13 protein-coding genes are annotated in these 14976 nt (G+C 41.8%); 10 read left to right on the forward strand and 3 right to left on the reverse strand.

Annotated elements, in window-relative coordinates:
- Nucleotides 1-24 precede the first annotated feature (24 nt).
- Nucleotides 25-1128 carry an ABC transporter ATP-binding protein gene (locus FGL80_RS05960; protein WP_055308030.1) on the reverse strand — a complete coding sequence of 368 codons (1104 nt, stop codon included), beginning with the start codon at nt 1126-1128 and terminating at the stop codon, nt 25-27.
- Nucleotides 1129-1481: 353 nt separating this feature from the next.
- Here FGL80_RS05960 and FGL80_RS05965 point away from each other — a divergent pair, with 353 nt between their 5' ends.
- The 4 genes from FGL80_RS05965 (at nt 1482) to FGL80_RS05980 (ending at nt 6042) form a co-directional block, all read left to right on the forward strand.
- Nucleotides 1482-2714, forward strand: a complete 1233-nt coding sequence (locus tag FGL80_RS05965; RefSeq protein ID WP_055308029.1) for an extracellular solute-binding protein — start codon at nt 1482-1484, stop codon at nt 2712-2714.
- 57 nt (nt 2715-2771) lie between these two features.
- Nucleotides 2772-4133, forward strand: coding sequence for a carbohydrate ABC transporter permease (locus FGL80_RS05970; RefSeq protein WP_055308028.1), 1362 nt, complete (start codon nt 2772-2774; stop codon nt 4131-4133).
- 2 nt (nt 4134-4135) lie between these two features.
- Nucleotides 4136-4984 (forward strand): sugar ABC transporter permease, encoded by an 849-nt coding sequence (locus tag FGL80_RS05975; protein WP_010000234.1) that lies wholly within the window; start codon nt 4136-4138, stop codon nt 4982-4984.
- 62 nt (nt 4985-5046) lie between these two features.
- Nucleotides 5047-6042, forward strand: a complete 996-nt coding sequence (locus tag FGL80_RS05980; RefSeq protein ID WP_055308027.1) for a LacI family DNA-binding transcriptional regulator — start codon at nt 5047-5049, stop codon at nt 6040-6042.
- Nucleotides 6043-6174: 132 nt separating this feature from the next.
- On the opposite strand, the gene FGL80_RS05985 is transcribed toward FGL80_RS05980, so the two are convergent.
- Nucleotides 6175-7572: an amino acid permease gene (locus FGL80_RS05985; protein WP_055308026.1), complete on the reverse strand. Its 1398-nt coding sequence runs from the start codon at nt 7570-7572 to the stop codon at nt 6175-6177.
- A 132-nt stretch (nt 7573-7704) separates the two neighbouring features.
- On the reverse strand, nt 7705-9252 hold the full coding sequence (locus FGL80_RS05990) for a PucR family transcriptional regulator (protein ID WP_055308025.1): 1548 nt from the start codon (nt 9250-9252) through the stop codon (nt 7705-7707).
- Between the two features lie 170 nt (nt 9253-9422).
- Between FGL80_RS05990 and FGL80_RS05995 the strand changes: the two genes are divergently transcribed.
- The 6 genes from FGL80_RS05995 to xerD all read left to right on the forward strand — a co-directional run bounded on the left by FGL80_RS05995 (nt 9423) and on the right by xerD (nt 14952).
- Nucleotides 9423-10688, forward strand: a complete 1266-nt coding sequence (locus tag FGL80_RS05995; RefSeq protein ID WP_055308024.1) for an MFS transporter — start codon at nt 9423-9425, stop codon at nt 10686-10688.
- Nucleotides 10689-10721: 33 nt separating this feature from the next.
- On the forward strand, nt 10722-12224 hold the full coding sequence (locus FGL80_RS06000; protein ID WP_055308023.1) for a carboxypeptidase M32: 1503 nt from the start codon (nt 10722-10724) through the stop codon (nt 12222-12224).
- Nucleotides 12225-12359: 135 nt separating this feature from the next.
- A complete protein-coding gene (gene rpsU, locus FGL80_RS06005; protein ID WP_004899901.1) occupies nt 12360-12545 on the forward strand; it encodes a 30S ribosomal protein S21 in 186 nt (61 codons plus the stop codon).
- A gap of 86 nt (nt 12546-12631) precedes the next feature.
- Nucleotides 12632-13078: a GatB/YqeY domain-containing protein gene (locus tag FGL80_RS06010; protein ID WP_095652524.1), complete on the forward strand. Its 447-nt coding sequence runs from the start codon at nt 12632-12634 to the stop codon at nt 13076-13078.
- A 112-nt stretch (nt 13079-13190) separates the two neighbouring features.
- On the forward strand, nt 13191-14072 hold the full coding sequence (locus tag FGL80_RS06015; protein WP_055308021.1) for a CvfB family protein: 882 nt from the start codon (nt 13191-13193) through the stop codon (nt 14070-14072).
- The gene (gene xerD, locus FGL80_RS06020; RefSeq protein ID WP_055308020.1) at nt 14056-14952 is read left to right on the forward strand and encodes a site-specific tyrosine recombinase XerD; all 897 of its coding nucleotides are present in this window, start codon (nt 14056-14058) and stop codon (nt 14950-14952) included. The genes FGL80_RS06015 and xerD overlap by 17 nt, the downstream gene beginning before the upstream one ends.
- The last annotated feature ends 24 nt before the right edge of the window (nt 14953-14976 follow it).

Consider the following 14976-nt stretch of genomic DNA (forward strand, 5'->3'; position numbering starts at 1 on the left):
AATGGTCAGGGAATCACGACAGTCTTAGACGATACGTTGTGTCGTATCAGCATCAAAAAAGTGCCCTTTATTGGTGTTGATAGCGAGTTCAATTGCGGCACCCGGTTGATTGTAATCACGGGCATTGACACGGGCAACCAGTTGTTGTGAACCGACTTGCGTATACAACATTGAGTCGGCACCCATTAGTTCTGCAATGGTAACCGTTGCTGTCACCTTACTTTCGGGATAGGTGTCGAGTGCGACTTGTTCGGAATGAATATCTTCTGGTCGAATACCGAAGACAACTTGTTTGCCTTCGTAGCCACGGGCGGTGAGTTGCTTAGCCATACCAAGCGGAATTTTCAGCGTAAAGCCATCTTTTGTGGTCAACCTATCATGACTGAACTGACCAGAGATCATATTCATTGATGGCATACCAATGAATGTGGCCACAAAAATGTTGGCAGGTTCATTGTAGAGTTCTTGCGGTGTACCAACTTGCTGAATGTCACCATGGTCGATAATCACAATGCGATCGGCCAGTGTCATCGCTTCTGTCTGGTCATGCGTCACATAAATAGTCGTGGCCCCAATCCGCTTGTGAATCTTAGTAATTTCTGCTCTAATTTCAACACGTAATTTGGCATCAAGGTTAGATAGGGGTTCATCCATTAACAAAATTTTTGCATCGCGAACGATTGCGCGCCCCATCGCAACACGTTGCCTTTGGCCACCAGATAAATCAGCAGGTTTGCGATCCAGATAGTCTTCAATGCCGAGAATTTTCGCTGCATCTTGAACACGTTGTGTGATTTCTGCTTTGGGTACTTTTCTTAACTTGAGACCGAACGCAATATTATCGAACACGCTCATATGTGGGTAGAGGGCATAGTTCTGAAAAACCATCGCAATATCGCGGTCTTTAGGTGGGACATCATTCATTAATTTATTGTCAATGAAAAATTCACCACTAGATATCTCTTCCAAGCCAGCAATCATACGTAAAACAGTTGATTTACCGGAACCAGACGGACCGACAAACACGATAAATTCTTTATCGTGAATTTGCAGATTATAATCTGCCACAGATGGGGTGGTCATGTGTGGATAGGTTTTATTGATGTGTTCCAAACGAATTTCAGCCATTTTTTCTTCCTTGTTTTTTAATATCGGTTATCGCGACTATAAAAAATGATAGCGCTTACATTGATTAGATTAGCATACTTAGAAATAAATGCAAGCGCTTCCACAAAATTGCTATACCAAATTTTATATGCTTGTGAAAAATATGATTAATTTAATAATATAATCGTAATTGATGCATACATAAGCAAAGATACGTTCTTATATGCTCAATTAGTCGCAATCGGAATATCACATATTTTTTAGACCAATTTATAAACAATAAAAATGTAAGCGCTTGCATTACTTGAATAAATGTTTTATGATGATTGCGTAATCGAAAAGACAAAGACAATTTTTCTGGAGGAAAAAACATCATGAGAAAAATGATGAGCGTGACAACTGGCGCGATGGTAACGTTGCTGACGGCTTCAACTACCGTTGGATTATTGAGTGTTGCACTTGATACACCAACAGTAAGTGCTGCCAAGACGGCAAAGTTGAAGTTGTGGGTGGACACAGGGACAAAACCAACCTATGTTCAAGCTGTTAAAGATTTTGAAAAAGCGAATCCCGGTATCAAGGTGACGATTAAGTACACGAACTCAACTGATGCATTAAAGAATTTGCAAAAGGATCCATCGGCTGCTGCCGATGTCTTCATGTTTCCGCATGATCAAATCGGTTCGCTAGCGTCACAGGGATTGATTTATCAAAATACTAAATATGCTAAAAGCCTGAAGTCAACGCAAATTTCTAATGCAATGGCGGGAGCAACTTATAAGGGCAAGGTGTACGGTTATCCTTACGGTATTGAGTCACAAGTTTTGTATTATAACAAAACGCAACTTGGCAATGAGGATATTAAATCTTGGACGAGTTTGACATCTAAGGGAAAAATTGGCACCAATTTAGCATCAGCTGGCGCTAACTACATTTTCGCGCCACTGTTTTACACTGCCGGAGATACTTTGTATGGGAACAATGGTGAAAAAGCCAAAGGGACAAATATTGACAACGAAAAAGGTGTATCCGTTTTGAAGTGGATAAAAGCCCAAAAAGACAATCCGGGCGTTGTTCAAGCCAGCACGAATACATTGAATCTGCTACAATCAGGTAACATTTCGGCAACTTTGTCTGGTCCATGGTCATATAATGACTATAAAAAAGCCCTAGGTGATAACTTAGGCATTGCGCCATATCCAACAGTTGACTTGGGTTCTGGTGAAAAGCAGATGCAGGCGTTCTTGGGTGTTAAGTTGTTTGGTGTTAAACAAGATACGAAAGAACCGTTAGCAGCGATGAAATTAGCAAAGTACTTATCAAGTGATAAGGTACAAGAGCTAGGATTCAAAGATTCACACTATATTCCATCGTCTAAGAAAGTTCAAGCTTCTCAAGAGATTCAAAATGATGCGCTTGCTAAGGCGGTTGTCGATATGTCGAAGAAGGGCTATTCAACACCAATGCCTAAATCACCAGCCATGGCTAACTTCTGGACATCATCTGATGCCTTGTTTAATGACACATACAAGGGCAAGATTTCAGACAGTCAAATGTTACCAAAGTTGACCACTGTAGTTAAAAATGCCTCAAAATCAGTGAAATAGCAGTAAAACAGTGAGTGGCGAGCATTCACTGTGTACATACTTATGAAGGATGGAAAGATGTTTAAAAGAAAAAAGCATTCGACTTTTGAAGCACATATACCACTAACGCAATTATTTAAAAAAGCAGATCGTGCGACTAAGGCCTCTTATGTGATTATGGGCGCTGCCAACATTGCCAATAAACAATATCTCAAAGGCTTGATCTTTTTAGCACTAGAAATATCTTGGGTGACGTGGTTGTTCACGACAGGATTAAAAGCTTATCACAACATGATAACGTTGGGCACAAATGCACAAGGTTTGGTTTATGACAAAAAATTAGGTATTTCTGTCTTAAAAGCGGGTGATAATTCGATGCTTTTGCTACTGTGGGGCATGCTAGCGGTCATTATTACGGTACTGTTTATTCTCTTATACCGTGCTAATTTGGCATCGGCGCGGAAAATATGGGAATTAAAACAAGCCGGTGAACCACTGCCAACTTTGAAGCAAGACTTAGCGTCCTTGCTTGACGAAAAAATGCATGTGACATTGATGGCCATTCCAATGACGGGCGTTTTATTCTTTACTATTTTGCCGCTGATTTATATGATTGCGATTGCTTTTACCTCATACGATCACAATCACTTGCCACCCAAAAATTTATTTAGTTGGGTTGGCTTTGCGAATTTTGGTAATGTGATCTCAGGACAAATGGCTAGTACCTTCTTTCCTGTACTGGCCTGGACGTTAATTTGGGCCGTTGCCGCCACTGTAACATCATTTTTCTTTGGCGTTATCTTGGCAATGATGATCAATGCCAAGGGTATCAAAGGCAAAAAAGTTTTCCGAACACTCTTCATTTTAACGATGGCGATTCCAGCCTTCATTAGTTTACTAATTATGAACAATATGTTTGCTGATGGCGGCTTAGTTAACACATTGCTGATTAACGCTGGTCTGATTAAAACATCGTTACCATTTTTCACAAATCCATTGTTTGCTAAGCTGACAATTATTGTTGTTAACTTATGGATTGGTATTCCAGCGACAATGTTGGTGACAACGGGGATTTTACAAAATCAATCTGAAGAACAAATTGAAGCAGCAGAAATTGATGGCGCTAATAAATTCCAAATTTTCAAGTCAATCACATTTCCGCAAATTGTGTTTGTGATGGCGCCAAGTTTGATTCAACAGTTCATTGGTAATGTGAACAATTTCAATGTGATTTATTTGTTAACCGGTGGCGGACCAGCTAACTCTAATTATTACGGTGCTGGCTCAACTGATTTGCTGATTACTTGGTTATACAATTTAACTTTGAATACCGCTGATTATAACTTAGCTTCAGTCATTGGTATCTTAATCTTCATTTTGTCTGCCACATTCTCGTTACTTGCTTATAAGAAAATATCAAATTCTGGCATGGAGGCATAACAATGCATAGTTTAAAAGGCGTAAAACGCCGTAATACAATAATTTTGTATCTATTATTGACTGTCATGGCAATTGTTTGGGTCGTGCCTATTCTCTGGATTATATTGACGAGTTTCCGTGGGGAGGGTGGCGCGTTTGTTAACTATTTTTGGCCAAAAACTTATACTTTTCAAAACTATGTACAACTTTTTACCAACTCACAATATCCTTTTGGTCGCTGGTTCTTGAATACATTATTTGTGTCGATTGTGAGCGGCTTTATTTCCACAGCTTTAGTGTTAGCAATGGCATACTCATTGAGTCGCTTACGATTTAAGTTAAAGGGTCCTTTTTTGAAAGTTGCCTTAGTTTTGAACATGTTTCCGGGCTTTATGGCAATGTTTGCGATCTATTATATTTTGAAAGCAGCTGGTTTGACGCAAAGTTTGTTCGCCTTAATACTAGTTTATGTGTCTGGCGCTGGTTTGGTATTTTACATCCAAAAAGGATTTTTCGACACGATTCCGTATTCATTGGATGAAAGTGCCATGTTAGATGGTGCAACGAAATGGCAAATTTTTACTAAAATTACATTGCCATTATCTAAACCAATCATTGTCTTTACAGCATTGACAGCGTTTACTGGGCCGTGGATGGATTTCATTTTTGCTCAGGTTATTATGGGTGACAATGTTAAAAACTATACAGTTGCAATCGGATTATATTCGATGATGACGAAAGAAACGGCTAATTCATTATTCATGAGTTTCGCTGCGGGGGCGGTGATTATTGCCATTCCAATTACAATTTTGTTTATTGTGTTGCAACGATTCTACGTTTCTGGTGTGACAAGTGGTTCGGTCAAAGGCTAAAAAAGATTGGGACGTCAGTCCCAATCTTTTTCATGTTACAATAACTTTTACAGGAGGGGGCTATGGTAACAATACAAGATATTGCAAATAAATCCGGCGTTGCGATGTCAACGGTTTCGCGCGCGTTGGCTGATTCACCCAAAATTAGTGTTAAAACAAAGGAACGGATTAAAAAAATGGCACAAGATATGGGCTATACGCCCAATTTTGCTGCACGGAACTTAACACAGCGTGAAAGTAACACGGTAGGGGTTGTTTTTCAACCACAAGCCGTCGGTAGTACTGAAAATGATTTTGCAATGCAATTACTATTTGGCATTAATTCTCAACTCGTTGCGCGACAATATCTATTAACTACTGCGACGGGAAGTAATTGGTCTGAAGTTTACAATGCCGTTAAAATGATGGTGGAAGCTGGACAAGTTCGCCGTTTTATACTGCTTTACACGGTTGAAAATGATCCGATTTCTGAATTGTTACGAGAAAACAACGCGCGTGTTGTTGTCACTGGCGAACCGGAGCAGGCTAATAATGTTCTATATGTTGATAATGATAATCGACGAGCTGGAGAAGAAGCGACTAGACAGCTAGTTGATCAATTTAATCTAAAAGCCCCACTCTTTGTTCGCACTTTGGCTGATTGGCGTTATGAGCGAAATCGTGAAATTGGATTTCATATTGCACAACCAGAGGGTCAAATTTTATCATTACCGATTGATTTCCAAGCGCAAAAACAGGTATTGAAAGATTATTTTGAATTGCATCACGAAATTGACGGCATCATTGCGAGTGATGACAAAATCGGTTATCTGGCACGTAATCAAGCACAAGCCCATTTACCCACACATCCCAAATTGCCAACGATTGCTTTTAATCGTTCTGAATATGCACGACTCGGTGGTAAGGACTTCTATTCAGTTGATGTGTTACCACGTAGTTTGGGGAGTGAAGCGGTCCGATTATTGTTTAATGATCAGCGTTCTGTGTTGGAGCAAACTAAGGCAACAAGTGTGATTGTGCCGTATCGTTTACCTGAATTTGGTGACGAAACATGGTGAATTGAAACGATGTTGCACCAAAGGTGACACGCTGGCAACTAGATTGGCTATTACGGAAAAGACAGCAAGTATTGACGGCATAATCGAGCAGGTATTGAAAAAAGCGAATCGTCAGATTCGCTTTTTTGATGGCTAATTTTTGGTGTTTTTAAAGCGTTGATGCACAAGGGTACCAAAGACAACGGTGAAAATAATGGCACCAATGGCTGACATGCGCGTATCAGACTGGAAGAATAGGCTGAAGTAAATGGCAACAAAGAAGAGCAAGGTTAATGGACTGGTGACTTGATAACCAGGCATTTTAAACCCGTCAGGCAAAAAATCAGCTGATTCACGGAATTTACGATGGGCATACATCGTTAAGCCATAGACAATGATATACATGTTTGATGAAATAGCCGTGATGAAACTAAAAGCTGATGTAATTTGTGGCAACGCACTGATAATTGGTGAGAAAAGTACCAAGACGGCAGTGAAAATAATGGCGTTGGCTGGGATGCCAAGTTTAGAAATCTTGCCAAATGGGGCCATGATGGTGGTGTTTGATTCTTTTGCCAATTGATAGAAATGACGACCTGCCGAATAGAGCGCAGAGTTCAATGCTGAGGCAGCCGAAGTTAAGACGACGAAATTAATTACAGTCGCTGCTGCCTTGAAGCCGGCTAATTCAAACACCATCACGAAGGGACTTTGACCAGGTGTTTTGGCGATTACGTGCCAATTAATAATTGACATGATAATGATCATGGCGCCCAGATAGAAAATCAAAATACGGAAGATAATGGTGTTAATCGCGCGGGGCAAGACTTGACGCGGGTTTTGTGTTTCGGCTGTGGTGATGCCGACAAATTCCATGCCTTGAAAGGCAAAGAAAACCATAGGAAAGGCGGCAAAGAACATAGCTGGTCCGTTAGGAAATAGTGAGAAATTATGGGTAATATTACCAAATGAGGCAATGGTATGGCCACCAGCTGCTGGTGCTTCAAAACCGGTGAAAATCAAGAACAAACCAGTCGCGATCATAGCCAGAATGGCGATAATTTTAATCATGGCAAACCAGTATTCTGTTTCACCAAAAATTTTGACAGCCACCAGATTAACCAAAGTCAAAATGGCTAAGAAGACAATTTGGATTAACCACGTGTGCCAATCTGGAAACCAAAACTTCACATAAGTCGAGACAGCGGTCAATTCAGCCATGGCAACGAAGGTCAACCCAATCCAGTAGGACCAACCGGCAAAATAGCCCGCACCGGCGCCGACGTATCGACTAATAAATGACACAAATGTGTGTTGGGTTGGATCGGCATAGAGCATTTCACCAATTCCGCGCATCATTAAGAAGAAAAATGCGCCAAGAATCGCATAGACCACCAAAATTGATGGGCCGGTTTTGGCAATCGAATTACCAGCCCCCAAAAACAAGCCGGTACCAATTGTGCCACCAATGGCAATCATTTGAACGTGCTTCTTTTTGAGGCCACGTACTGTGCCGTCTGGGTTAGTTGCTAAGTCTGTATATTCAATCATATTTGTACCTCCGGTTATCGTGGCCAAAAAAAAGAGCCAATATAAACATATTAGCAGTTTTACGGTTTAGCATATCGGAAAGGATGACAAAAAATGAAGAATATTTTGTGCACAATCAATAAAAGTATGTGCCTAAATAAGTAAGAGTGCTAATTGAATATCAACTAACACGTCAGGCATCTCTAAATCAACGCCGAGTAACTCACTAATCCGCTTTAAGCGGTACGTGATCGTGTTGCGATGGACGAATAAAGCATTGGCCACGGCGGTAACATTTTGGTGAAGGAAAACATAGGTTTCTAAGGTTTCTAGTAGTTCGGCATTTTCCAAAATTGGGCCTAACGTTTTTTCAACGAAAACACGAGCTTCTTGTTTTGGCAAGAGGTGTAGTAGTTCTTGGGCGTTTTTAGGCCGGAAACGCATAATGGGATGCTGCTGAGAGGTTAATTTCAGCGCGTTATTGGCCTGATCATATAAATCAGATAGCATATGAATCGATTCGGCAATTCTTGAAAAGCCAATCGTAAAAGCATAATGTAAACCGGGCTGTTGCACTAAAAAATCATAGAGGCGCTGGAGGAATTGTCGCGTATCAATCTGTTCATCAATCAATAAGACGAGCTGCTGGCGGTGTGAAAAGGTCAAGACTTGCCAATCATGTTCAAAAATAAACCAGCGGGTGAGTTGTTGGCGAATTTCAAATTGACGGGATTCGATAACCTTGTTTTTTTGACTGAAATCAAGAATAGCGACCCGATAGCGGCGTTTGTTGTCAATATTGGCATTATAGAGATAATTATCAATTGCCTCATGACTCAACCCGCGTTGCATCACGTTTAGGAAAAAACCAGAACGGTTCCGAAATTCCGTTTCGTTCAACAAATCAGTGCGCGAATTAGCTAGCCCCAGTGTATTCATCACTTGTTGGCGCTTTAAAATTTGGAAGCTTGACGGTTCGTCTTGATTAACGACAAAGGCAGCAAACGCTTTGTTTTCATTTAAAGCGGAAAAAATCGGTAAAATGTCAATGAGTTGGTGGTTAAATTCAACCCGAACCGGGACGGTCAAATTCAAGTAGTCAATACCAGATTCGTGACGTAAGTAATGTGTTAAGAATTCACGTTGCGCCACCCACTCGCTACTCGCATAAATGGCCGTAAAGTGGGCGTCGAGCAGTGCCAGAGGTGTTTCCAATACTTTGGCACTTTGATCGAGTAGGTGTTGATAGGTAATATTTTGCGCATTCAATTCCGACAATTGCTGGTTGATAGCGATGATTTGTTTTAATTCCGTATTTTGGGTTTCTAAAATAACAGCCGTTAGCCGTTTAACGGTTAATGATAGAAAATCATCCGTTGGTGTCCATAAAATAGGCACTTTAAGATGATTGGCTAGATCAATGATTGTTTTGGGCAGGGTGGTGACGTAACGACCAGCTTTAATCGCAATCCCACTGGCATTGGTTTCATGCATGCCAATAATCAAATCACGTAATAAATGATGATTCTGTGAAAAATGATAACCTGACGTGACTAAAAGTTGGCCATCAAATAAGAAGTCCGTGATATCGGGTGCATCAATCATACCGACTTGGGATACTTCGCGTGATAATCCATCGGCGCCAGCCGCAACCTGAATGTTACGTAGGGACGGGTGTTGTAAAATCTCAGATAATTGCATGTCGTGTCAGCCTCAAAGTATTTTTTTCATTGTATCGTAGTTAGTGATAGTGCACAAGCGAATTTTGAACGTTGTGCAAGTCGCACGAATACCCGTATCGGACGGCATGCTATATTACGATATGTAGGAATGATATATTTTAATGTTTGGTAGGGTATGGAGGGATAATTATGCGAACAGAAAAAGAAATTATTAGTAACGTCTTAAAAGGTTCTTTAGGGAATTTGGTGGAGTGGTTTGATTGGTATGTATATGCCGCGTTTGCCATTTATTTTGCACCGGTGTTTTTTCCATCACATGATAAAACAGCCGAGCTATTAAGTACAGCAGCCGTTTTTGCGATTGGTTTCTTGATGCGCCCCTTGGGGAGTTTGTTACTGGGCAAGTATGCCGACCAACATGGGCGCCGAGCCGCGTTGACATTGTCAGTGCTGATTATGGCAGCTGGGTCATTAGTGATTGCGGTGACACCAGGATATGATCAAATTGGGATATTGGCACCAACAATCTTAGTCATTGCGCGCCTTTTCCAGGGACTATCTTTGGGTGGTGAGTACGGCACATCAGCTACTTATTTGTCAGAAATGGCAAGTGCGGGACACCGTGGCTTTTATTCATCCTTTCAATATGTGACGTTGATTAGTGGGCAATTAATTGCATTGGGGGTACAAATTGTCTTGCAAATGACGTTGTCTGAGCATGCGATTGCGGTCTGGGGATGGCGGATTCCCTTTGTCATTGGTGCGCTTGGCGCGCTAGTCGTCCTTGTTTTGCGACTGAGTATGGAAGAGTCCGATCAATTCTTGGCGCAAGTCAAAAAAGAGAAAGGGCAATTGCGTGAATTGTTACGTTATCCTAAGGCAGTTCTGACGGTGATGGGCTTGACGTTAGGTGGGACGATTGCCTTTTACACCTATACCACATATCTCCAAAAGTTTATGATTAATACCACGGGTTTGCCAAAACAAACGGTGACCTGGATTAACTTTGCCGCCTTGTTTATTTTCATGCTATTACAACCGTTTGCTGGGGCTTTGTCGGATAAAATTGGCCGTAAGCCATTGCTATTTTGGTTTGGTGGGTTAGGGACAGTGTTCACCGTACCTATTTTCTTAGCTTTGGCGCAAACTAAGAGTGCCTGGGTGGCTTTCTTCTTGATGCTGGCGGGTTTGATTATTGTCACGGGCTATACAGCCATTAACGCCATTGTGAAAGCAGAGATGTTCCCAACAGAAATTCGGGCGCTCGGTGTCGGGTTGCCTTATGGTCTGACCGTTGCCGTTTTTGGTGGTACGGCGGAATATGTGGCCCTCTATCTCAAGAATGCGCATCATGAATCGGTCTTCTTTGTTTATGTCGCCACCGTTATTTTTATTAGTTTACTCGTTTATTGGCGGATGGCTGATACAAAGTCAACTTCTAAACTGGATCAATAAATGATAAAATAATGATAATACAAGGAGGGTTTCATGGCGACACAACAAGCACTTTTAGATTCAATTAAAGAACAGACCATCTTGTCAGAAATTTCGGCGTTATCTGGCTGGGATGCCCTGACCGGTATGCCAAAAGATGCAGGGCATTTTCGTGCCGATGTGGATGCTTATTTGGCTGAAAAGACCTTTCAGGTCGCCACGGGCGCACAACGACAACAGTTACTCGAAGAGTTGTCGGCGGATAAAAGCGGTCTAGATGACTTTGGACAATTAGTCTTAGCCAAAGCGCAGAAAGATTTTGACGTGACGGGGAAGATTCCTGAAAAGGACTATATCGATTTCCAAAGGACATTATCTGAGGCCCAAGATTACTGGGCCCAAGCACGTGAGGCTAATGATTATACAATTTTCCAGCCTTATGTTGAAAAAATTATTGCTTACTTGAAGCAATTTATTCCATTGTGGCAAACTGATGAAGCAACGCCGTATGATGTGTTGCTAAATCAGTATGAACCAGGCTTGTCCGTGGCTAAATTAGACGCAGTGTTTGATGAGCTGAAAACAGGGATTATGGCCTTACGTCACCGGTTAGAAACGCTTGGAACCGAACCTGATGGTACGTTTTTATCTCGGCAAGTATCTAAAGCCAAACAACGTGAGTATGCTTTAGCTGCTTCACAGCGATTAGGCTATGATATGAATAAAGGCCGTCTTGATGACACCATTCATCCCTTTATGGAAGCTTTAAATCGAGATGATGCGCGTATTACGACACGCTGGGACGAACACAATTTCCAAATGGCGGTGTTGGGAATTTTCCACGAGGCGGGGCATGGGTTGTTTGAACAAAATGTGGCCGCCAAGTATGATGACGTGCGTGCCGTGATGCCGATTAGTATGAGTATTCATGAGTCACAATCACTCTTTAACGAAGTCATGGTCGGTCGCTCAAAGGCGTTTTGGCAGGCAGAATATCCAAAAATGCAAGCGGTGTTTGCCCCAACATTTGATGACATTTCATTTGAAACCTTTTATAATGGCTGGATTAAAACGGAGGCCACGTTGATTCGGACTGAAGCGGATCCGTTGACGTATCCTTTGCACATTATTATTCGCTATGAAATTGAAAAAGCCATCTTTAATGACAATGTGCCAGTAGCAGAGTTGCCTCAGCTTTGGCGTGATAAATATCAAGAATACTTAGGCTTGACGGTGCCTGATGATTTGACTGGTATTTTACAAGATATTCACTGGGCTGGTGGGTCATTTGGTTACTTCCCAAGTTACGCTTTGGGCCATTTATATGCGGCCCAATTTATGGCCACGATGCAAAAAACATTGGATTTCGAGCAGATTTATGCTTCAGGTGAGTACACACCAATTTTTGAGTGGCGCAAACAACATATTTGGCAACACGGTGGGGTAATTGACCCAGGCGACGTCTTACTGGCAGCGACTGGTGAAGGCTTGAATCCACAATATTGGTTAACCGTGATGAATGATTTATATGCCACGGCCTACCAGTTACCAAAATAACATCCCAATCCGGCAAAAAATAAAGGTACGCTTTGGGGTCTGTTGTTGACAGCAACACTGGATTTTGATAGAATAAATAAGTATTTACAGCATGTCGTTTAATCGAAATAAAATGCGAGAAAGGAGGGTTATCACATGGCAAAGGTCATCGTACGTAAGAACGAATCTTTGGATGATGCATTGCGTCGCTTTAAGCGCGGTGTTTCAAAGGACGGTACTCTCCAAGAATACCGTAAGCGCGAATTCTATGTTAAGCCTTCAGTTGCTCGTAAATTGAAGTCTGAAGCAGCACAAAAGCGTAACAAGAAGAAGGGCCGTTAATCGGTTCTAAACGTCACTTCGGTGGCGTTTTTCTTTTGCATTTTATGTTAAAATAGCAATAGACTAAACAAGAAAGAAGAAGACACATGAGCCTGTTAGAGACATTGAACGCTGATATGAAGCAAGCAATGAAAGATAAGAACAAGGAAGCGCTATCGGTTATTCGGATGGTGAAGTCAACGGTGATGAACGAACAAATTAGTTTGGGTCATGACTTGACACCAGAAGAAGAATTGACGGTATTATCACGTGAAGTGAAGCAACGTCAAGATTCTCTAGCGGAATTTGAAAAGGGGGGCCGCGAAGACTTAGCGGCAGGTATTCGATCAGAATTAACGATCTTGGCCAAGTATTTGCCAGCGCAATTGACCGAAGAAGAAATCGTTGCCATTGTTGCAGCAGCCATTGAACAAACTGGCGCAACCGGTCCTAAAGACATGGGGAAAGTCATGGGCGTGGTGACGCCGCAAGTTAAAGGTAAAGCTGATGGTAAGGTAGTCGCTGACTTAGTTAAGGCAACCTTGGCACAATAAAGACAAGGATAATCGGCTGCGGCCGATTTTTTTGTTGGCTTATCGTTGTCTATCCGTGTTAAACTAGGGTATTAAAGAAAAATGCGTGAAGTTGCGCATCAGAGGAAAAATCATGACGAATCCAAGAGTTGGTACAATTGTAAAAGCATCAGTAACGGATGAAAATACCCAGTATTTTTTTGCGCAAGTTGATGGCTTTACGTACGAAATTGACAAATCAGAACTTGAAAAGCCCCTTAAAGTCGGAGGCTTTGTAACAGGTTTTGCTTATGAAAATGAAAATCATAAGCTACAAATTACCAAAACACTACCAACAGCTCAAAAAGATGTTTATGGCTGGGGAACGGTTGTGGCAAACCGACACGATTTAGGTGTGTTTGTCGCTATTGGACTACCTAACAAAGACCTAGTTGTCTCTTTAGATGATCTGCCAACCATCACAACATTGTGGCCACAAAAGGGTGACCGCCTGATGCTAGCAATAAAAGAAGATAATAAAGGTCGGTTGTGGGGCGAACTTGCCCAGCAACATATTATTGGTGCCGTTGCTCGTCGTGCCCCACAAGAAATGAAGTCTAAAACAGTTAAAGCCACAGTGTACCGCAATAAAATCGCGGGCACACTTGTGATTACTGAAGATTATTATCTGGGCTTTATTCACCCGTCACAACGTCACGATGAGCCAAGATTAGGGGAAGTTCTTAAAGCGCGTGTTATTGGCGTTCGTGAAGATGGCACGTTGAATTTGTCACTCAAGCCATTAGCTTATAAGACAATGGATGAAGATGCCCAATTCTTGTTGCTCCAGTTGCAACGTCGGACGGATCATTTTTTGCCATTCAATGATAAAAGTAATCCTGAAGCCATTAAGCGTCAATTTGGCTTTAGTAAGAGTCAGTTCAAGCGTGCGTTAGGCCACCTTTACAAAGCGCGTCTCATTGAACAAGTTGACGGTGGTATTCAACTGATTGCCGAAAATGACACAAACAATTAACCTCGCTATTGCGGACTATTTGCACTATATTCGGATAGAACGTGGCTTGTCTGACAATACAATTAACAGTTACCGACAGGATTTAACCCAATTTAGCGCTTATTTGACAGCAGAAAAATTGACGCTTGAAGCAGTAGATCATGTCGTGGTTTTGGCATGGTTGAATCAACTACGGTTAGTTGGTAAATCCAATAATTCTGTGATCCGCATGGTCACGTCACTCCGGAAGTTTTTTGGCTACTTAGCGCAAGAAAAAATTGTTTTGCCAAATCCGATGCGCGATATTAAACCACCGAAGAAAGCCACGCATTTACCGGCCGTTTTGAGTGTGGCGGAAATTGATGCCTTGCTGGCTGTGCCAACAGACACGACCCCGCTTGATATCCGTAATCGTACGTTAATTGAAGTGATGTATGCCACTGGTTTACGTGTTAGCGAATTGGTCAACCTTAAGTTAAGTGATTTACATTTGCAATTGGGGTTGATTCAAACTATTGGAAAAGGCGACAAGGAACGGATTATTCCGATTGGCGAAGTAGCGGCGGACTGGTTAACGCGTTATTTTGCCAGCAGTCGCTTAGCCTTACTCAAAGGTAAAGCATCACCTTATGTTTTCTTAAATGATCGTGGCGGACAACTCACACGGCAGGGTGTTTGGAAAATTATTAAAAAGTTGGTTGTTGAAGCAGGCATTACAAAAGATGTCTCCCCACATACGTTGCGCCATTCGTTTGCCACCCATATTTTGGAAAATGGGGCGGATTTACGAATTGTGCAAGAATTACTCGGGCATGCCGATATTTCAACCACGCAGATTTATACGCATATTTCAAAAAAGCGCTTGAGTGAAGTCTATGATCAGTACCATCCACGGGCTTAATTTACTGGCGCCAGACCTGCCATT

This window comes from Leuconostoc lactis, from assembly GCF_007954625.1.
Lineage (GTDB): Bacteria > Bacillota > Bacilli > Lactobacillales > Lactobacillaceae > Leuconostoc > Leuconostoc lactis_A.